This window comes from Pseudomonas sp. SF2 (genome assembly GCF_036858055.1).
Taxonomy (GTDB): Bacteria; Pseudomonadota; Gammaproteobacteria; order Pseudomonadales; family Pseudomonadaceae; genus Aquipseudomonas.
The window spans coordinates 1-17,952 of the sequence record NZ_JAMBDI010000060.1; the positions used below are offsets into that span (position 1 = coordinate 1).

Sequence of the window (17,952 nt, forward strand, 5' to 3'; positions counted from 1 at the left end):
ACTTGACTCAACAGGGTGGCTGGCTTTGCTTCGCTACCGTGTTGGAGTGGTGCGCATTATAGGGCGGCTTTTCAGGAGGTCAACCTTTAATTTCAATAATTTAGAATCTTTTTGGAGAAGACCGCATCAGGGCCGCCAGGTGCTCGCCACAACACCTTCTGCGCCTATGAGATCGAGCGCCGAAATAACAACGCCGGGCACCTTGCCCCCACGCGCCGTAATTGCGCACTATATTGCTCACCCCCACCCCACTCAAGGATCGCCGCACAGAAATGAACACCCAGCCCCGCAGCCTGGCCGCTACCCTCTTCCCGATCGGCCTGCTGCTCATCGCCATGGCATCGATACAGTCTGGTGCCTCCCTGGCGAAAAGCATGTTCCCCCTCGTCGGCGCCCAAGGCACCACCACCCTGCGCCTGATCTTCGCCAGCATCATCATGCTGCTGATACTGCGCCCGTGGCGTGTACGCATGACCACCAACACCCTGCGCAACGTCATCATCTATGGCATGGCGCTGGGTGGCATGAACTTCCTCTTCTATATGGCTCTGCAAACAGTACCGATCGGCATTGCCGTGGCGCTGGAGTTCACCGGCCCGCTGGCCGTGGCGATCTTCTCCTCGCGCCGGCCGATCGACTTCCTGTGGATTGCCCTGGCCATCGTCGGCCTGCTGCTGTTGCTGCCTGCCGGCCATGGCGGGCAGGCCCTCGACCCGGTCGGCGCCGCCTTTGCCCTGGGCGCAGGGGTGTGCTGGGCGCTGTACATCCTGTTCGGCCAGCGCGCCGGGGCCGAGCACGGTATCCAGAGCGCCGCCCTGGGCGTCGTGGTCGCCGCACTGTTCGTTGCCCCCATCGGTATCGCCCACGCCGGCAGCGCATTGCTCACGCCCGCCCTGATCCCCATGGCCCTAGGCGTCGCAGTGCTGTCCACTGCCCTGCCCTACAGCCTGGAAATGGTTGCCCTCACGCGCATCCCGGCACGCACCTTCGGCACCCTCATGAGCATCGAACCCGCATTTGGTGCACTGTCTGGTCTGCTGTTCCTGGGCGAGGTGCTGACGTTCACCCAGTGGCTGGCTATCCTGGCGATCATTACTGCGTCGGTCGGCACCACCCTGTCCATGCGCACGGAACCCAGCCCGGCCGTCGCAGCAGACTGATATGAGAAATATTTTCATTTGAGACAGGATTAGTGATTGTAGCGGCCCGCCTCGCTGATTAAGCTGTCACCGAATCATCATCTTTGCGCTATCTACTGGACCGAACACGGACGCTGGGGAAATTTCAGGAAGAACCAAAGCGATAACGACGGGGCCAGACAGCGGATCCGCCCTGCATTTAAGGACAGGAATGAAACGTATTTTGCTCATCCTGGCCATCTTGGCTATTGCTGGATGTGCCGCCACGGCCAAGACCGAGGTCAAAAGGGGCAAGAAGGGCCTGCATATCAATTGCTCCGGCCTTTCTTCCTCATGGGACAACTGCTACAGCAAGGCCGCGAGTTCCTGCAGCACGCGCGGCTACCGGGTCATTGCACGCTCGGGCGATAGCGATGAAGAACCCGGTGACTATTTGTTCGGCATCAATCCGGCGGGTTACACCAGCCGCAGCATGATCGTCATCTGCAAGTAGGAAAAGGGCAGCTCGCAAGCTGCCCTTTTCATTTGCCTTACAACGGCGCAGTACGCGCCTGCAGCCAGGCCAGCGCTTCGCCCTTGAGCAAGGGCGCCAGGCGCTCGCGTACCATGGCGTGATAGCCGTTCAACCAGTCCAGCTCTTCCCTGGCCAGCAGCTCGGGCACCAGGCAGCGGGTGTCGATCGGGCACAGCGTCAGGGTCTCGAACTTCAGAAAGTCGCCGAAGGCGCTCTTGCCAGCCTCGCGATTGACCACCAGGTTCTCGATGCGCACACCCCACTGCCCTGGGCGATACGTACCCGGCTCGATGGAGCTGATCATGCCCACCTGCATCGCCGTCTGCGGCGTGGGTGCCGCCTGGTAGGCAATGACTTGCGGCCCCTCGTGCACGTTCATGAAGTACCCCACCCCATGCCCGGTACCGTGGCCGTAATCCACTTGGTCAGCCCAGATCGGTGCCCGGGCAATGGCGTCGAGCAACGGCGACAGCACGCCACGCGGGAAGGTGGCGCGCGACAGGGCGATCATGCCTTTGAGCACGCGCGTGCAATCCTGCTTCTGCGCAAGGCTGGGGTTGCCCACCGGCACCATGCGGGTGATGTCGGTGGTGCCGCCCAGGTATTGGCCGCCCGAATCGATCAGCAGCAAACCATCGCCCTCGATCACCGCATGCGACTGCTCGGTGGCACGGTAATGCGGCATCGCGCCATTGCCATTGAAGGCGGCAATGGTCGAGAAGCTCAGTGACACGAAGCCTGGGCGGCGGGCTCGCGCGGCACTCAGCCGCTCGTCGACCGTCAGCTCGGTAATCCGCTCCCGACCGAGGTTGGCCTCAAGCCAGGCGAAGAACTCGCACAGGGCCGCGCCGTCCTGCTCCATCACCTGGCGGATGTGCACCAGATCGTCATCACCTTTGCACGACTTGCTCAGGGTGCTGGGGTTGAGCCCCTCGACCAACTCTACCTCGGCCGGCAGGTTGTCGAGCAGGCCGCAGGTTACCCGGGCCGGGTCGACCAGCAATCGGCTGCCGGCCGGCATGGCACCAAGGGCCTTGCCGGCTTCGGCGTAGTCACGCACCTCGATACCGTCGACCGCCAGCACCTGGCGTAGATGGTCATCGAGCTTGTCCTGGCCAACGAACAGGATCGCCTGCTGCTGGCTGATCAGGGCAAAGGCCACAAACACCGGGTTGTAGGACACATCGCTGCCGCGCAGGTTGAACAGCCAGGCGATGTCATCCAGGGTGGCGATGAAGTGCCAGTCGGCGCCCTTGGCCTGCACGCTCTGGCGCAACTGCGCCAGTTTTTCCGCCCGGCTCACCGTGGCATGCGGTGGCAAATGCTGGTAGACCGTGTTGCCCGGCAGTGCCGGTCGCCCTTCCCAGACCTGGCTCAGCAGGTCCTTGTCAGTCACCAGTCGCGCCCCGCGCGCTTTCAGCCGGTCACCCAGCTGGCGCGCCGAAGCCAAGGCCATGACCGCACCATCTACCGCCACGTTGCCATTGGGCTCGACGTGATCGCCCAGCCACTCCAGCGCGCCAGGCTTGCCCGGCAACAGCTTCATCAACTCGATGCCACTGCCTGCCAACTCGCGCTCCGCCTGTTCCCAGTAGCGGCTATCGACCCACAACCCGGCAAAGCCAGCCGTGACCACCAGCGTGCCGACCGAGCCGTGGAAACCCGACAGCCACTGGCGCCCCTGCCAGTAACCGGGCAGGTATTCGGAAAGATGGGGGTCGGCCGAGGGTACCAGCAAGGCATCGATGCCCTCTGCGGCCATGACCTGGCGCACCTGCGCCAGGCGCTGCGGCACGCTTTGCCCAAGGGTGGTCTGAACGTTCATGCGCTCTCCTGCGGCTACATCACGGTTGATCCAGTGTGCCGATAATGGAACAGCCGCCCAAGCCCTGCAATCGTGGCGACCGCCACTCGGCATGCATTGCCCGCCACGCCCTGCGTAAAACAGACATTTCCTACAGCATGGCCAGGACCACCGATCAAGTTCCGCTGAACTTCCCCAAAGCACGGGCTTCACACACAGTACATTCATTACACACAGGCAAAAGACCATGCCCAATGCCTGCGCCCCTAAAAGCGGCGTGGTGCTGCTCGACACCCGCGCGCACACCCCTGACCACGAGCATGCCGTGCATCTGAAGCTTGCCGATGGCCTGGCCCGCCTGCTGGGCTGCCCGCACGTGCAACCCAGCCAGCCTCCGGGCGCCGCCGATGGCTACTACTACCTGCCTACCGAAACCCTGGTCGATCCCAAGCGCCATGCCGCCCTGGGCATCTGCAGCGAGCAAGACCTGTTCGGCGGGCTGGTCGCACACCCCTACATGGCGACCAAGGCAATCTCCCACCCGCTGCCGGCCGGAGCCAGTTTTCCGCCGGGCTGGACCGATGCCTTCGCCCGGCAAGCCAGCGACGCCCTGCTACGCGGCTACACCGTGTTCAGCAAGGCCGATGCGCGCACCGCCGCACAGCTGTTGCTGGCGGACGGCCCGTTGCGGATCAAGCCGGTACTGGCCTGTGCAGGCCGCGGGCAACAGGTCATCACCACGGTGGATGAACTGGAACCACTGCTGGCCCGCATGGATGACCAGGACCTTGCGCTATGGGGGCTGGTGCTCGAAGAAGACCTGAGCGAGGTGCAAACCTTCAGCGTCGGCCAGGTACGCGTCGCCGGCCTGACCTGCAGCTATCACGGCACCCAGCAACTGACCCGTGATCATCAGGGCACGCAAGTGTACGGCGGCTCCGACCTGGTGGTAGTACGCGGTGACTACCAGGCACTGCTGCAACTGCCGCTGGACGAGCCGCTGCGCCTGGCCATCAACCAGGCGATGGCCTACGAACAGGCCGCCGAACAGCACTTCCCCGGCTTCATCGCCTCACGACGCAACTACGACATCGCCCGCGGCATGAACCCTCTGGGTCGCCTGCGCAGCGGCGTACTCGAACAATCCTGGCGCCTGGGCGGCGCCAGCAGTGCCGAGCTGCTGGCCTTGCAGGCGTTTGCCGATGACCCGGCATTGCAACGGGTGCGTGCCTCCACCCATGAAGTGTTCGGCACCCCCGAACTGCCCGCTGACGCCACCCTCTTTTACCAAGGAAACGACAGTGAACTGGGACAACTCAGCAAATTTGCGCGGATTCGCGAACATGACCATTCAGAGTGAAACCGTTGAACTGCAGGTCGAGGATGACAGCATCGTCGGCACCTTGGTCAGCCCTGGCAGCAAGATGCCGGGCATCCTCTTCGTCCACGGCTGGGGTGGCAGCCAGCAACGCGACCTGGCCCGTGCCCGGCATATCACCGGGCTGGGCTGCGTGTGCATGACCTTCGACCTGCGCGGCCACGAAAAAACCGAAAGCCAACGGCTGACGGTGACACGCGAACAGAATCTGACCGACCTGCTGGTGGCCTACGACCGGCTGGTGAGCCACCCGGTCGTCGACCCCAGTGCCATCGCCATCATCGGCAGCAGTTATGGCGGCTACCTGGCCACCCTGCTGACCCGCGAGCGGCCGGTCAGATGGCTGGCCTTGCGGGTACCCGCCATGTACTGGGACGACGAATGGAACCTCCCCAAGCAAACCCTCGACCGGCAACGGCTGAACGCCTACCGCCAGCGCCCGCTCGGCCCGGGGGACAACCGCGCACTGGCGGCCTGTGCCGAGTTCGGTGGTGATGTACTGCTGGTAGAGTCCGAGCAAGACGACTACGTGCCGCACAGCACGCTGATGAGCTACCGCTCGGCATTCGTCAGTGCCCATTCGCTCACCCACCGCATCGTCGACGGTGCCGACCACGCGTTGTCCAGCGAAGAGAGCCAGAAAGCCTACAGCTCGATCCTGGCGGCATGGGTCAGCGAAATGGTCATTGGCGCGCGCCTGGACCGTTACCCGCACTACGCGCCCTGGTATGCCTGAGGCTAACCCACCTGGCAAAGCAGGCTGCCATCGGCGCCACGTACCAGGCTGCGCAGGGTCTGGTAGGCGGCAAAGTTGACGCTACGCGCCTGATGCTGGCCAAGCAGTTCAAGGAACGGCTCCTCGACGAAAAGCACCGCCGCCGCCGCCCACGCCTGGCGGGACTGCCATTGCAGGTACTGCAGCACCCGGCTGCCATCATCACTGGCCTGGATGCTGACACCCAGCAGGCCTTCGCAGCGCGCGGCCAGCTCTTCGCTGCGCGCCACCAGCGCCTGAGCCAACGCCTGCTGGCACCTGCCGGGCACTTCATATTCGATCATCTGGGTAAACCACAGGGGATGAGATGTTGCCGTCATGAAAGGTCTCCTGGCGACGGACGCATGCAGCGCGACGCCGAGCAGGGTAAAACCTCAAGTTATGTCAAGGTCAAGTGGTTTCCACCCCGGGAACGCCCCTCGCGCCCTAACCCGATACCGCGAAGCGCCGCCGGTAATCACTCGGGGTCAGACCGGTGATGCGCTGAAACACCTTGCGAAACGCACCCGGGTCCTGGTAACCGACGCCCCAGGCAATCTGCTCGACATTGCGCCGGGTAAACTCCAGCAAGCGGCACGCCCGCCCCACCCTCACCTGCTGGCAGTACTCGGTCGGCCGTAGCCCCGTGGCAGCACGAAAACGCCGCAGGAAGGTGCGTTCCTCCAGCCCCGCGCATGCGGCCATGCTGGCCAGGTCGGCATCCTGCCCTCCGTTGCCCTGCAACCAGTGCTGCACTTTCAGCACAGCCTCATCGCCATGGTCCAGGCGCGGGTTGAACACGGCACCGGGCAGCGGCGCCGCGACCGGATCGACCGCCAGGTAGCGGGCAGTTTCCCGCGCCACCGTCGCCCCCATGAAGCGCTCCAGCAAGCGCAAGCCCAGCTCGGTCCAGGCCATCAACCCGGCCGAGGTGACGATGTCTCCATCGTCCAGCAACGGTTGCTGGGCCTCGACCCGCACGCGGGGAAAACGCTGGGCAAGCGAATGCACGTAGTTCCAGTGGGTACAGGCCGGGCGCCCGTCGAGCAGGCCACTGGCGGCGATGAAGAACACCCCGATGCACACCGATGCCAGCACCGTTCCGTGCCCGTGCAACTGGCACAACGACGCGCGATGGCGCTCAAGCAGCTCACCCTGGGGTGCCGACTCCAGGCTCGGCGGAATGATCAGTACCCGCAGCTCGGACGCGACGGCAGGTGGGCTCTCTGGGGCAGGCTGCAACTGCCCCGCCTCGTCTGCCTGCCAGAAGCTGATACGCACCGCTGGCAACTCGATGGCCCCCAGTTCGGCAGCCACCCGGTTGGCCACCAGGAACAGGTCGGCCAGCCCATGCACGGCAGCACGTTGCGCACCGGGGTACAGCAGCAGGCCGATGTCCAGTCTGGCAGGGTTGTCAGTTTTTGCCCGCATAGTGTCGTTCGCGCCAATCCTCAGGTCAGTGCGCACAGCCTATAACTAACGTCATCCAACGACCACTGCCACAGGAGGCAGCATGAGCAAGCAGGCGCTGATCATCATCGACATCCAGAACGACTACTTCCCGGGCGGCAAATGGACCCTCGATGGCGCCGAGCAGGCGGCTGACAATGCCGCCCGCCTGCTGGCGGCGGCGCGTCAAAGGGGCGATCTGGTGGTGCATGTGCGCCATGAGTTCGACAGCGCCGATGCGCCGTTCTTCGCGCCAGGCTCGCAGGGTGCGGCCATCCACGCCAAGGTCGAGCCGGTGGCGGGTGAGCCAGTGGTCCTCAAGCACAAGGTCAACGCCTTCCTTGGTACCGACCTTGAGCACACGCTGGACCGGCATGGCGTCGAAGCCCTGACCATCGTCGGCAGCATGAGCCACATGTGCGTTGACGCCGCCACCCGCGCCGCGGCCGACCTGGGTTATGACGTGACCGTGGCGCACGATGCCTGTGCCACCCTGCCACTGGAGTTCGATGGCAAGCGGGTGCCGGCGGCGCAGGTGCACGATTCAGTGATGGCAGCGTTGGCGTTTGCCTATGCCAAGGTGGTCAGGACAGATGAGTTGCTGAATAGCTGATCAGTGGAATTTGGGGGCGCTTTGCGCCCCATCGCGACGCAAGGCCGCTCCCACAGGTACCGTGCCAGACATCAGATTTGCGCGGCACCTGTGGGAGCGGCCTTGTGTCGCGATGGGCTGCGCAGCAGCCCCAAAACCGGCTACCTCAAATCACCACATTGCGCACAAACCGCACCGCCTCCGCCCCATCGTTGCGATACGCATATCGGCAATTACTGGGAAACACATGGAACTGACCGACCTGCAGGCGATGCTCGGCCCCTTCGATAATCAGCGTCAGTTGCCCTTGCGCTACGTAGATCTGCTCGCTCCAGCCTTCGGCATCAGCCTCGCTGGAATAGCACTCGCCCGGCGCCAACGTCCACTCCCACAGCTCCACCTCGCGTCGCGCCACACTGCTGCCCAGCAGCACCGCCCGGCTCTGCGGGTGCTCACCGGCCCAGGCCAGCTCTTCGATACGCCCGGGGTCGCGCTGGTCAGGCGCCTGGATCAGGGTACTGAAAGCCACGCCCAAGGCTTCGGCAATCAGGTCAAGGGTGGTCAGGCTGACATTCCTTTCGCCCGCTTCGATCGCCACCAGCATGCGCCGGCTGACCCCGGAGCGTTCGGCCAGCGCCGTCTGGCTCATGCCCGCAGCGTTGCGCAGGCTGCGTACATTGAAGCTGACATGTTGCAGCACCGATGCCCGGTGCGAGGAATCATTGTGCACTATATTGCTCACTGGTCGATATTGCGCAGTATACTGCCCACTTTGCGGCGATTGTGCGCCGCCCCCTTCGAGTGCGCAAGACCATGAGCCAGCCCAGCAGCAAGCCGACCCCTGCCATTACCTTTCGCCTGAGCAAGGCCGAACTTGTACTGGTTTTCATCACCATGCTGTGGGGCGGCACCTTCCTGCTGGTGCATAACGTGATGACCGTCAGCGGCCCGATGTTCTTCGTCGGCCTGCGCTTCGCTGCAGCCGCCCTGTTCGTTGGGGTGGTCTCGGCGCGGGCGCTGCCAGGGCTGACCTTCACCGAGCTGAAAGCCGGCATGCTGATCGGCGTGTCGATCATGCTCGGCTACGGCCTGCAGACCATGGGCCTGCAAACCATCAGCAGCAGCCAGTCGGCGTTCATCACCGCACTGTACGTGCCGTTCGTGCCGCTGTTGCAGTGGCTGGTACTGGGCCGGCGCCCCGGCCTGATGCCCAGCATCGGTATCGGCCTGGCGTTCATCGGCCTGATGCTGCTGGCCGGGCCGGAGGGCGGCAGCCTGCACTTCAGCGAGGGCGAGTTGGTGACCCTGGTCAGCGCCGTGGCCATCGCCGGCGAAATCATCCTGATCAGCCGCTACGCCGGCCAGGTCGATGTGCGCCGGGTCACCGTGGTGCAACTGGCAACCGCCTCGCTGCTGGCGTTCCTGATGATCGTACCGACCCAGGAGCGCCTGCCCGACTTCTCCTGGCTGCTGCTGGCCAGCGCCGTGGGCCTGGGCGCCATGAGCGCGGTGATCCAGGTGGCAATGAACTGGGCGCAGAAGTCGGTCTCGCCCACCCGCGCCACCCTCATCTATGCCGGTGAACCGGTGTGGGCCGGGATCGTCGGGCGCATCGCCGGTGAGCGCTTGCCGGGCGTGGCACTGCTCGGTGGCTTGCTGATCGTGATCGCGGTGGTGGTCAGCGAACTCAAGGTGCGCCGCCCGCGCGAAGCGACCGAAACACCAGAAGTGCAGGATGAAGGCGAACGCCAGGCCGGCCTGTAAAGCCGCCAACTGCGGCTATGCTTTGTAAAAAACTGTTATAAAAAAACAGCTTGTCACAGCCTGTTTGTAGGATTCTGCGACAGCTTGCGTGTTGGTGATCACCCCCTCGACACGTATGATTCTTTGCAAACTTCTCCAGAATAGAACGCTATGTCATTGATAGTGCTATTGCTTCTGCCGTTCGTGGGCAGTTGCCTGGCAGCCGTGCTGCCGCACAACGCACGTAACGCGGAGTCCATTCTCGCCGGGCTCGTGGCCCTGGTCGGCACTGTCCAGGTAGCACTGCTGTACCCTCAGGTTGCCCACGGTGGCGTAATTCGCGAAGAGTTCCTCTGGCTGCCCAGCCTGGGGCTGAACCTGGTGTTGCGCATGGACGGCTTCGCCTGGCTGTTCTCGCTGCTGGTGCTGGGCATCGGTGCGCTGGTGTCGCTGTATGCTCGCTACTACATGTCGCCGCAAGACCCGGTACCGCGCTTCTTCGCCTTCTTCCTCGCCTTCATGGGCGCCATGCTCGGCCTGGTGATCTCCGGCAACCTGATCCAGCTGGTGTTCTTCTGGGAACTCACCAGCCTGTTCTCCTTCCTGCTGATCGGCTACTGGCACCACCGTGCCGACGCCCGCCGCGGCGCCTACATGGCGCTGATGGTCACGGGCGCAGGCGGTTTGTGCCTGCTGGTGGGTGCCCTGCTGCTCGGCCATGTGGTCGGCAGCTACGACCTGGACAAGGTCCTGGCTGCCGGCAACACCATTCGCCAGCATGCACTGTACCCGGTGCTGCTGCCGCTGATCCTCATCGGCGCCCTGAGCAAGAGCGCACAATTCCCCTTCCAGTTCTGGCTGCCCCACGCCATGGCGGCCCCCACCCCGGTATCGGCTTACCTGCACTCGGCGACCATGGTCAAGGCCGGGGTATTCCTGCTGGCGCGGCTATGGCCGGTGCTGTCGGGTAGCGAGGAGTGGTTCTGGATCGTCGGCGGTGCCGGCGCCCTCACCCTGCTGCTCGGCGCCTTCGCCGCCATGTTCCAGAACGACCTCAAGGGCCTGCTGGCGTACTCGACCATCAGCCACCTGGGCCTGATTACCCTGCTGCTGGGCCTGAACAGCCCGCTGGCTGCCGTCGCCGCGGTGTTCCACATTCTCAACCACGCCACCTTCAAGGCCTCGTTGTTCATGGCCGCCGGCATCATCGACCACGAAAGCGGCACCCGTGACATCCGCCGCCTCAGCGGGCTGATCCGCCTGGTGCCATACACCGCCACCCTGGCCATGGTGGCCAGCGCCTCGATGGCCGGCGTGCCGTTGATGAACGGCTTCCTGTCCAAGGAAATGTTCTTCGCCGAAACGGTGTTCATCAGCTCCACTGCCTGGGTCGAAGCCACGCTGCCGGTGATCGCCACCCTGGCCGGCACCTTCAGCGTGGCCTATGCCCTGCGCTTCACCGTCGATGTGTTCTTCGGCCCCACTGCGCAAGACCTCCCGCATACCCCCCACGAGCCGCCACGCTGGATGCGTGCGCCGGTCGAACTGCTGGTGCTCACCTGCCTGGTGGTGGGCATCTTCCCTGCCCAGTCGGTCGGCCCGCTGCTGGCTGCCGCCGCCCTGCCGGTGGTAGGCGGCACCCTGCCGGAATACAGCCTGGCCATCTGGCATGGCTGGAACGCGCCGCTGATCATGAGCCTGGTGGCCATGAGCGGCGGTATCGTGCTGTACCTGTTGCTGCGCAAGCAGCTGCGCCTGGGCCGCTTCCCCTACCCGCCGGTGATCGAGCGCTTCAACGGCAAGCGCCTGTTCGAACACGGCCAGGTGCAGCTGATGCTGCTGGCCCGGCGCATCGAGCGCCTGCTCACCAGCCGCCGCCTGCAGTCGCAGCTGTTCATGCTGGTGCTCGCCGCCTTCCTCGCCGGCCTCACGCCTATGCTCTACAGCGGCCTGAGCTGGGGCGACCGGCCGAAGATTCCGGGCTCGGGCGTGTTCGTCGCGCTGTGGCTGATCGCCATTGCCTGCGCCATCGGCGCCGCCTACCAGGCCAAGTATCACCGCTTGGCGGCATTGATCATGGTCAGCGTCTGCGGCCTGATGACCTGCATCACCTTCGTCTGGTTCTCCGCACCCGACCTGGCCCTGACCCAACTGGTCGTGGAAGTGGTCACCACCGTGCTGATCCTGCTCGGCCTGCGCTGGCTGCCGCGGCGGATCGAAGGCGTATCACCACTTCCGGGCAGCCTGGAGCGCGCGCGCATGCGCCGCCTGCGCGACCTGCTGCTGGCGGTGCTGGTAGGTGGCGGCATGGCCGTGCTGTCCTACGCCATGCTGACCCGTCCTACACCCAACGACATTTCCTCGTTCTACCTGAGCCGGGCGCTGCCCCAGGGCGGTGGCACCAACGTGGTCAACGTCATGCTGGTCGACTTCCGTGGCTTCGATACCCTTGGTGAAATTACCGTGCTGGTGGCCGTGGCGTTGACCGTGTTCGCCCTGTTGCGGCGCTTCCGCCCGCCGAAGGAAAGCATGCAACTGCCGGCGCAGCAGCGCCAGCTGGCACCCGACGTGGTCACCGACCTGATCAACCCGCGGCATGCCACCGACACCGCCCTGGGCTTCATGATGGTGACCGCGGTACTGGTGCGCCTGCTGCTGCCAATCGCCCTGCTGGTGTCGATGTACCTGTTCATGCGCGGCCACAACCAGCCCGGTGGCGGCTTTGTCGCCGGCCTGGTGATGTCGGTGGCGTTCATCCTGCAGTACATGGTGGCCGGCACCCAGTGGGTCGAGGCGCAGATGAGCCTGCGCCCGCTGCGCTGGATGGGCACCGGGCTACTGTGCGCAACCCTGACCGGGGTGGGTGCCATGCTGCTGGGCTACCCGTTCCTCACCACCCATACCGCCCACCTGCACCTGCCGTTGCTCGGTGATGTGCACGTGGCCAGCGCGCTGTTCTTCGATGTCGGCGTGTTCACCGTGGTGGTCGGCTCGACCCTGCTGATCCTCACTGCCCTGGCGCACCAGTCGGTGCGCGCCTACCGCCCGGGCAACCCGGCGAAAACCAGCCAAGCAGGAGCCGCCTGATGGAAGAAGTGATTGCAGTTGCCATCGGCGTCCTGGCCGCCTCGGGGGTGTGGCTGATCCTGCGCCCGCGAACCTATCAGGTGATCATGGGCCTGTGCCTGCTGTCGTACGGGGTCAACCTGTTCATCTTCAGCATGGGTAGCCTGTTCATCGGCAAGGAACCGATCATCAAGGACGGCGTGCCGCAGGACCTGCTGCACTATACCGACCCGCTGCCGCAGGCCCTGGTGCTCACCGCCATCGTCATCAGCTTCGCCATGACCGCGCTGTTCCTGGTGGTGTTGCTGGCATCGCGCGGCCTGACCGGTACCGACCACGTGGATGGCCGGGAGCGTGACGAATGAGTGGCATGAGCCAACTGATCATCGCGCCCATCCTGCTGCCGCTGGTGACGGCGGCAGTGATGTTGCTGCTGGGCGAGAAACACCGGCAGATCAAGGCCCGGCTGAACCTGCTGTCGACCTTCGCCGGCCTGGCCATCGCGGTCAGCCTGCTGCAGTGGGTGCGCACCCAGGGCCAGGCGGAATCGATCGGTGTCTACCTGCCGGGCAACTGGCCAGCGCCGTTCGGCATCGTGCTGGTGGTCGACCACCTGTCGGCCCTGCTGCTGACCCTCACCGGCATCATCGGTTTCAGCGCCCTGCTGTTTGCCCGCGCCCGCTGGGACGGTGCCGGGGCCAGCTTCCACGCGCTGTTCCAGATCCAGCTGATGGGCCTGTACGGCGCCTTCCTCACCGCCGACCTGTTCAACCTGTTCGTGTTCTTCGAAGTGCTGCTGGCCGCTTCCTATGGCCTGCTGCTGCATGGCTCGGGCCGCGCCAGGGTGCGTGCCGGCCTGCACTACATTGCCATCAACCTGTTCGCCTCGTCGCTGTTCCTGGTCGGCGCAGCGATGCTGTATGGCGTGACCGGCACCCTGAACATGGCCGACCTGGCCCTGAAGATTCCGCTGGTACCGGAGGCCGACCGTGGCCTGTTGCACGCTGGCGCGGCGATCCTGGCCATGGCCTTCCTGGTCAAGGCCGGCATCTGGCCGTTGAACTTCTGGCTGGTGCCGGCCTATGCCTCGGCCAGCGCGCCGGTGGCGGCACTGTTCGCCATCATGACCAAGGTCGGCCTGTATGCGGTGCTGCGCCTGTGGACACTGCTGTTCTCCGGGCAGGCCGGGGCCTCGGCGCATTTCGGTGGTGAATGGCTGGTGTACGGTGGCCTGGTCACCCTGGCGGTGGCGGCGGTATCGATCCTGGCCGCGCAGCGCCTGGAGCGCATGGCTGCCCTCAGCATCCTGGTCTCGGCCGGCACCCTGCTCGGCGCCGTCGGTTTTGCTCAGTCGGCGCTGACCGGTGCGGCCCTGTTCTACCTGGTCAACTCGACCTTGGCGCTGTGCGCGCTGTTCTTGCTCGCCGAGTTGGTTGAACGTTCGCGTTCGGCCAACGAAGCGCCACTTGAGGACGAAGAAGGCGCCATGCCGCCACCGCTGGAGTCACTGCACCCGCCCAAGGGCATCAACCTCGACGATGAGCAAAAGGTGGTGATCGGCCAGATCATCCCGTGGACCATGGCCTTCCTCGGCCTCAGCTTCATCGCCTGCGCCCTGCTGATCATCGGCATGCCGCCGCTGTCCGGCTTTGTCGGCAAGCTCAACCTGATCAGCGCGTTGTTCAACCCACAGGGGTTGGGCGTGCCTCCCGAGCAACCGCTGGGCACGGCAGGCTGGGGCCTGGTGGCGCTGTTGATCCTCTCTGGCATGGCCTCGCTGATCGCCTTCGGCCGCGTCGGCATCCAGCGTTTCTGGAAGCCGGAGGAGCGCCCGTCGCCGGTGCTGCGCCGCTATGAATGCCTCCCCATCGTCATCCTGCTAAGCCTGTGCATCATCCTCAGCCTCAAGGCCGAACCGCTGCTGCGCTACACCCAGGACACCGCCGCCAGCCTGCAGGCCCCCGACGCCTATATCGAAGCCGTGATGGCTGCCCGGCCGGTTCCTGGCCCCACCTCGCTCGACGTACAGGTGCAGCCATGAATCGACTGTTCCCCGCACCGCTGTTATCGGTTTCACTGTTCGGCCTGTGGCTGTTGCTGAACCTTTCGGTCAGCCCCGGCAACCTGCTGCTGGCTACCGCGCTCGGCGTGCTGGCGCCGCTGCTGATGGCGCCGCTGCGCCCGCAGCATGCCCATGTGCGACGGCCGCTGGCCATCGCCCGGCTGATTGGCCGGGTCGGCATCGATGTGATCATGTCCAACCTGCTGGTTGCCCGTGGCGTGCTGCGTGCCGGCAAGCAGCCGCCACGCTCGGCGTTCGTGCACATCCCGCTGGCCCTGCGCGACCCGCATGGCCTGGCGGCGCTGTCGATGATTACCACGGTGGTGCCCGGCACGGTCTGGTCCGAACTGGCGCTGGACCGCAGCGTATTGCTGCTGCACGTGTTCGACCTGGACGATGAGGCGGCCTTCATCCAGCACTTCAAGGACACCTACGAACGCCCGCTGATGGAGATTTTCCAATGACAGGCCTGCTCGCCAATGCTGTCCTCGCCAGCCTGTTCATCTTCGCCCTGGCCATGGCCCTGGCGCTGATCCGGCTGTTCCGCGGCCCGTCCGCCCAGGACCGGGTGCTGGCGCTGGACTACCTGTACATCCTGGCCATGCTGACCATGCTGGTGCTGGGAATCCGTTATGCCAGTGACACCTACTTCGAAGGTGCCCTGCTGATTGCGCTGTTCGGTTTCGTTGGCTCGTTTGCCCTGGCCAAGTTCCTGCTGCGCGGTGAGGTGATCGAATGACTGAAACCCTGCAACTCCCCTTCTGGCTGGAGCTGGTCACCGCCGCGCTGCTGCTGACCGGCAGCCTGTTCGCCCTGATCGGTGCCGTTGGCCTGTTGCGCCTGAAGGACTACTTCCAGCGCATGCACCCGCCGGCACTGGCCTCGACCATTGGTGCCTGGTGCGTGGCACTGGCCTCGATCATCTACTTTTCCTGGCTCAAGGAAGCGCCGGTGCTGCACGCCTGGCTGATTCCGATCCTGCTGTCGATCACCGTACCGGTAACCACGCTGCTGCTGGCGCGGGCGGCGCTGTTCCGCAAGCGCATGGCAAACGAGCCGGTCCCTGAAGAAGTCAGCAGCGGCCGCGATCGCGGTAACTGAAGAGTCGCCGCCTCAGCCTTGGGCAAGGCGCTGCAACTCGCGCCGGACCATGGCCGCATAAGGCGGCGGGCCGAGGCGGTACAATTCGCCTGCCACCCAGTTCAACCAGGCGCCTTGCAGTTCTTCGCGCCTGGCCAGCAAACGCTCGGCCTCGGCCACGGCATCTGCCTGGTGCTGCCGATGGAACTCGGCACGCGTTGCAGGCGCGTCGTCACTGTGGGTCATTCACTGGCCTTGAAGGTGGTCAGCTCACCTTTGCGCCATTTGGCAACCTTGCCGGTCACCGCCTTGAGCAACTTGCCAAGGCCTTCCTGCACTTGTTGCTGCGCGGCGAACACCAGCATCACACCGTGGCCTTCACGGAACACGATGCCCTCGCCTTCAGGTACCGACACGAAGGCGTAGTCGCCCACACCATATACATTCAGCTTGATATCGCGAAAGCGCATTTCCAGTTTGCCGCCTTCGCGGCTGGGCAGTACGGCGGCGCGAAAGTGGTCGCCGACCTTCAGCTCCAAACGCTGCTTGTCATCGACCACCAATGCACTTTCGGTATCGATTTCGGCCATGTACAGGCCTTCGGGATTCTGTTCGGTGACATAGACAAAGCGACCCTGAAACAGCTGGGCCAATTTACCGCGCAAGTCGCCCAGGGCGAACAACGCATGGGTATCAAGAGTGCTGACTGCCAATGAAGTAATCCTCAACCGGTTACAACCCGCCCTCACCCAAGTTCGGTGAGACACGGTCATTTCTATCGATAGGCGAAAAGAGTAATAAAACGATATGCGAAATGTCTGTGCCCGCTGGCGATGCAGCGCGCAGGATTCTTTACTCTGGCTTGCCAGATATGGCCACATACAGGCTTTCGGCATATTCCCGATTCGGGAAGCGTAATGCCTGACAGCAAAACCGCCAGGAAAGATGCGGCAGGCAATGCCAGAGCGCACGTGACAACCGGCCCTGCAATTCATCAGCGCATTACTGGGGGAAGAATATGCACGAAAACACCGAAATCCGTCGAGAGGCAAAGTGCATTTCTTGCAGGAGATCGCCCTGAACGACACTCCGCTCGCTCGCCGGAAGCACTCAGTGTGCTCAGGCGGCCAGGCCCTTCTTCAACTGCTGCTGCCAGGCCGCCTGGCACTCCAGCGCCTCTTCGCGCGTGGCGAATGCGGTACCACGGCGCTCGCCATTGACCAGCACCACCCAGCAGATACGTTTACCCAGCGCCCGCAGTGTGGCCGGCACACCCGAACCAATCATCACGGCTACATCGACGCGGCTATTCATCATTCCCTCCGGAATTTAATTAGCACCCTAACGATAAAGCCATGATACGCCTGCTCGCGGCGTGGAAACAGCGCATCCCGGTACAGCAGTGTTACCTGCGGGGCAACAAAACCGCCGCCGGCAAGAAACGCAAAAAGCCCCAGGGATCGCTCCGTGGGGCTTGGCGCACCGCGCGGGGTTACACCTGGCGCTGGTGGCGGTCGAGCTGCTCGTGGCGCTCCTGGGCTTCGATGCAGTACTTGGTGGTCGGGCTGATCAGCAGACGCTTCAGGCCGATCGGCTCACCGCTGTCATCGCACCAGCCGAAGCTTTCGTCGGCAATACGGTCCAGGGCCATTTCCAACTGCGGCAGCAGGCGCTGGTCGCGGTCGATGGCATTCACCAGCCAGCTACGCTCTTCTTCGACCGAAGCCACGTCGGCAGGGTCCGACGGGGTGTCCAGGCCTTCGATGGTGGCACGGCTCAGCTCGATGCGTTCATGGGTTTCGACTTTCATCGCCTGCAGCAGGCCAGCGAAGAAAGCCAGCTGGTCAGCGTTCATGTAGTCATCGGCCGACATGGCCAGCAACTGTTCCTTGGTCATCGAATTCTCTATGAAAAAATGTGCATTTGGGCGATTCGGGTGCCGCCGACGCCTTGGCATCGGCAGCGGAATTCTTCAAGCGCCAACCGGCACTCTTTTACAGGGGGCGGCAGTCTAAGGCGCTGCGTCGCGTGGAGCAACTGCAAATGGGTGTGAATTTGCTTCTATTGCTCGGAATCCGCTGGTCGGTGCAAAGAAGATGCTTGGTAGGGGCCGTGGAGCATGGCGGGGAATTGGGCCAGGGCCGCTAGGTGCTCGCCACAGCATTTGCAGCGTCTGGAAGATCGAGCGCCGCCCGCGCGGCGCATCGCGAGCGAAGCTCGCTCCTACATCTGTTTCGGGCCAGTCGATCCTGAGGCAGAGGCGCGCGGCCCTTTGGTGTCCACCTCGATATCGTGAGGAACAAACAAGGCGGTCGCGCGCGTTGGCGCAGGCGTTACTGGCCCAAAACAAATGTAGGAGCGAGCTTCGCTC

General features: G+C 64.2%; 20 protein-coding genes. 12 read left to right on the forward strand and 8 right to left on the reverse strand.

Annotation, left to right across the window (positions count from 1 at the left end):
* The first annotated feature begins 272 nt into the window (after positions 1-272).
* Together rhtA and M2S36_RS23565 are read left to right on the forward strand one after the other, a co-directional pair.
* Complete coding sequence (gene rhtA / locus M2S36_RS23560) at positions 273-1,160, forward strand: threonine/homoserine exporter RhtA (protein WP_207831566.1); 888 nt, start codon at positions 273-275, stop codon at positions 1,158-1,160.
* Between the two features lie 190 nt (positions 1,161-1,350).
* Entirely contained in the window at positions 1,351-1,632 is a 282-nt protein-coding gene (locus tag M2S36_RS23565) for a hypothetical protein (RefSeq protein ID WP_025338390.1), read from the forward strand.
* A 37-nt stretch (positions 1,633-1,669) separates the two neighbouring features.
* Here the strand turns inward: M2S36_RS23565 and M2S36_RS23570 are convergent, their stop codons facing one another.
* Positions 1,670-3,478 (reverse strand): aminopeptidase P family protein, encoded by a 1,809-nt coding sequence (locus M2S36_RS23570; protein ID WP_207831568.1) that lies wholly within the window; start codon positions 3,476-3,478, stop codon positions 1,670-1,672.
* A 226-nt stretch (positions 3,479-3,704) separates the two neighbouring features.
* Here M2S36_RS23570 and M2S36_RS23575 point away from each other — a divergent pair, with 226 nt between their 5' ends.
* Positions 3,705-4,817 carry a DUF3182 family protein gene (locus M2S36_RS23575; protein WP_207831571.1) on the forward strand — a complete coding sequence of 371 codons (1,113 nt, stop codon included), beginning with the start codon at positions 3,705-3,707 and terminating at the stop codon, positions 4,815-4,817.
* On the forward strand, positions 4,801-5,571 hold the full coding sequence (locus M2S36_RS23580; protein ID WP_207831573.1) for an alpha/beta hydrolase family protein: 771 nt from the start codon (positions 4,801-4,803) through the stop codon (positions 5,569-5,571). The genes M2S36_RS23575 and M2S36_RS23580 overlap by 17 nt, the downstream gene beginning before the upstream one ends.
* Positions 5,572-5,573: 2 nt before the next feature.
* On the opposite strand, the gene M2S36_RS23585 is transcribed toward M2S36_RS23580, so the two are convergent.
* Entirely contained in the window at positions 5,574-5,930 is a 357-nt protein-coding gene (locus M2S36_RS23585) for an antibiotic biosynthesis monooxygenase (protein ID WP_207831575.1), read from the reverse strand.
* A 106-nt stretch (positions 5,931-6,036) separates the two neighbouring features.
* Positions 6,037-7,020, reverse strand: coding sequence for a GlxA family transcriptional regulator (locus M2S36_RS23590; RefSeq protein ID WP_233688199.1), 984 nt, complete (start codon positions 7,018-7,020; stop codon positions 6,037-6,039).
* Between the two features lie 82 nt (positions 7,021-7,102).
* On the opposite strand from M2S36_RS23590, the gene M2S36_RS23595 reads away from it, so the two are divergent.
* The gene (locus M2S36_RS23595) at positions 7,103-7,651 is read left to right on the forward strand and encodes a cysteine hydrolase family protein (protein ID WP_207831578.1); all 549 of its coding nucleotides are present in this window, start codon (positions 7,103-7,105) and stop codon (positions 7,649-7,651) included.
* Positions 7,652-7,796: 145 nt separating this feature from the next.
* Here M2S36_RS23595 and M2S36_RS23600 read toward each other — a convergent pair whose 3' ends face one another.
* Entirely contained in the window at positions 7,797-8,360 is a 564-nt protein-coding gene (locus tag M2S36_RS23600; protein WP_207831580.1) for a helix-turn-helix domain-containing protein, read from the reverse strand.
* A gap of 83 nt (positions 8,361-8,443) precedes the next feature.
* Here M2S36_RS23600 and M2S36_RS23605 point away from each other — a divergent pair, with 83 nt between their 5' ends.
* From M2S36_RS23605 to M2S36_RS23635, 7 genes are all read left to right on the forward strand, one after another.
* Positions 8,444-9,394, forward strand: a complete 951-nt coding sequence (locus M2S36_RS23605) for a DMT family transporter (RefSeq protein WP_233688198.1) — start codon at positions 8,444-8,446, stop codon at positions 9,392-9,394.
* A 150-nt stretch (positions 9,395-9,544) separates the two neighbouring features.
* Complete coding sequence (locus M2S36_RS23610; protein ID WP_333957959.1) at positions 9,545-12,460, forward strand: monovalent cation/H+ antiporter subunit A; 2,916 nt, start codon at positions 9,545-9,547, stop codon at positions 12,458-12,460.
* Positions 12,460-12,804: a Na+/H+ antiporter subunit C gene (locus M2S36_RS23615; RefSeq protein ID WP_013971840.1), complete on the forward strand. Its 345-nt coding sequence runs from the start codon at positions 12,460-12,462 to the stop codon at positions 12,802-12,804. Before M2S36_RS23610 ends, M2S36_RS23615 begins: the two co-directional genes overlap by 1 nt.
* Entirely contained in the window at positions 12,801-14,480 is a 1,680-nt protein-coding gene (locus M2S36_RS23620; RefSeq protein WP_207831587.1) for a monovalent cation/H+ antiporter subunit D, read from the forward strand. Before M2S36_RS23615 ends, M2S36_RS23620 begins: the two co-directional genes overlap by 4 nt.
* A complete protein-coding gene (locus M2S36_RS23625) occupies positions 14,477-14,965 on the forward strand; it encodes a Na+/H+ antiporter subunit E (protein WP_333957960.1) in 489 nt (162 codons plus the stop codon). Before M2S36_RS23620 ends, M2S36_RS23625 begins: the two co-directional genes overlap by 4 nt.
* Positions 14,962-15,240, forward strand: a complete 279-nt coding sequence (locus M2S36_RS23630; RefSeq protein ID WP_003259015.1) for a K+/H+ antiporter subunit F — start codon at positions 14,962-14,964, stop codon at positions 15,238-15,240. Before M2S36_RS23625 ends, M2S36_RS23630 begins: the two co-directional genes overlap by 4 nt.
* Complete coding sequence (locus tag M2S36_RS23635; protein WP_063913967.1) at positions 15,237-15,602, forward strand: Na+/H+ antiporter subunit G; 366 nt, start codon at positions 15,237-15,239, stop codon at positions 15,600-15,602. The genes M2S36_RS23630 and M2S36_RS23635 overlap by 4 nt, the downstream gene beginning before the upstream one ends.
* 12 nt (positions 15,603-15,614) lie before the next feature.
* Here M2S36_RS23635 and M2S36_RS23640 read toward each other — a convergent pair whose 3' ends face one another.
* From M2S36_RS23640 to M2S36_RS23655, 4 genes are all read right to left on the reverse strand, one after another.
* A complete protein-coding gene (locus M2S36_RS23640; RefSeq protein WP_003259019.1) occupies positions 15,615-15,827 on the reverse strand; it encodes a hypothetical protein in 213 nt (70 codons plus the stop codon).
* Complete coding sequence (locus M2S36_RS23645) at positions 15,824-16,294, reverse strand: hypothetical protein (protein WP_207831591.1); 471 nt, start codon at positions 16,292-16,294, stop codon at positions 15,824-15,826. Before M2S36_RS23645 ends, M2S36_RS23640 begins: the two co-directional genes overlap by 4 nt.
* 406 nt (positions 16,295-16,700) lie before the next feature.
* On the reverse strand, positions 16,701-16,895 hold the full coding sequence (locus tag M2S36_RS23650) for a hypothetical protein (protein ID WP_025338376.1): 195 nt from the start codon (positions 16,893-16,895) through the stop codon (positions 16,701-16,703).
* A gap of 178 nt (positions 16,896-17,073) precedes the next feature.
* Positions 17,074-17,478, reverse strand: a complete 405-nt coding sequence (locus M2S36_RS23655; protein WP_003259022.1) for a TraR/DksA family transcriptional regulator — start codon at positions 17,476-17,478, stop codon at positions 17,074-17,076.
* Positions 17,479-17,952 lie beyond the last annotated feature (474 nt).

What these genes read in the sequence shown, in the direction of transcription:
- M2S36_RS23585 (WP_207831575.1), bottom strand. Translation starts at nt 5,930, where the DNA reads ATGACGGCAACATCTCATCCCCTGTGGTTTACCCAGATGATCGAATAT.
- M2S36_RS23575 (WP_207831571.1), top strand. Translation starts at nt 3,705, where the DNA reads ATGCCCAATGCCTGCGCCCCTAAAAGCGGCGTGGTGCTGCTCGACACC.
- M2S36_RS23605 (WP_233688198.1), top strand. Translation starts at nt 8,444, where the DNA reads ATGAGCCAGCCCAGCAGCAAGCCGACCCCTGCCATTACCTTTCGCCTG.
- M2S36_RS23610 (WP_333957959.1), top strand. Translation starts at nt 9,545, where the DNA reads ATGTCATTGATAGTGCTATTGCTTCTGCCGTTCGTGGGCAGTTGCCTG.
- M2S36_RS23635 (WP_063913967.1), top strand. Translation starts at nt 15,237, where the DNA reads ATGACTGAAACCCTGCAACTCCCCTTCTGGCTGGAGCTGGTCACCGCC.
- M2S36_RS23570 (WP_207831568.1), bottom strand. Translation starts at nt 3,478, where the DNA reads ATGAACGTTCAGACCACCCTTGGGCAAAGCGTGCCGCAGCGCCTGGCG.
- M2S36_RS23640 (WP_003259019.1), bottom strand. Translation starts at nt 15,827, where the DNA reads ATGACCCACAGTGACGACGCGCCTGCAACGCGTGCCGAGTTCCATCGG.
- M2S36_RS23630 (WP_003259015.1), top strand. Translation starts at nt 14,962, where the DNA reads ATGACAGGCCTGCTCGCCAATGCTGTCCTCGCCAGCCTGTTCATCTTC.
- M2S36_RS23650 (WP_025338376.1), bottom strand. Translation starts at nt 16,895, where the DNA reads ATGAATAGCCGCGTCGATGTAGCCGTGATGATTGGTTCGGGTGTGCCG.
- M2S36_RS23595 (WP_207831578.1), top strand. Translation starts at nt 7,103, where the DNA reads ATGAGCAAGCAGGCGCTGATCATCATCGACATCCAGAACGACTACTTC.
- M2S36_RS23615 (WP_013971840.1), top strand. Translation starts at nt 12,460, where the DNA reads ATGGAAGAAGTGATTGCAGTTGCCATCGGCGTCCTGGCCGCCTCGGGG.
- M2S36_RS23625 (WP_333957960.1), top strand. Translation starts at nt 14,477, where the DNA reads ATGAATCGACTGTTCCCCGCACCGCTGTTATCGGTTTCACTGTTCGGC.
- M2S36_RS23580 (WP_207831573.1), top strand. Translation starts at nt 4,801, where the DNA reads ATGACCATTCAGAGTGAAACCGTTGAACTGCAGGTCGAGGATGACAGC.
- rhtA (WP_207831566.1), top strand. Translation starts at nt 273, where the DNA reads ATGAACACCCAGCCCCGCAGCCTGGCCGCTACCCTCTTCCCGATCGGC.
- M2S36_RS23590 (WP_233688199.1), bottom strand. Translation starts at nt 7,020, where the DNA reads ATGCGGGCAAAAACTGACAACCCTGCCAGACTGGACATCGGCCTGCTG.
- M2S36_RS23565 (WP_025338390.1), top strand. Translation starts at nt 1,351, where the DNA reads ATGAAACGTATTTTGCTCATCCTGGCCATCTTGGCTATTGCTGGATGT.
- M2S36_RS23620 (WP_207831587.1), top strand. Translation starts at nt 12,801, where the DNA reads ATGAGTGGCATGAGCCAACTGATCATCGCGCCCATCCTGCTGCCGCTG.
- M2S36_RS23655 (WP_003259022.1), bottom strand. Translation starts at nt 17,478, where the DNA reads ATGACCAAGGAACAGTTGCTGGCCATGTCGGCCGATGACTACATGAAC.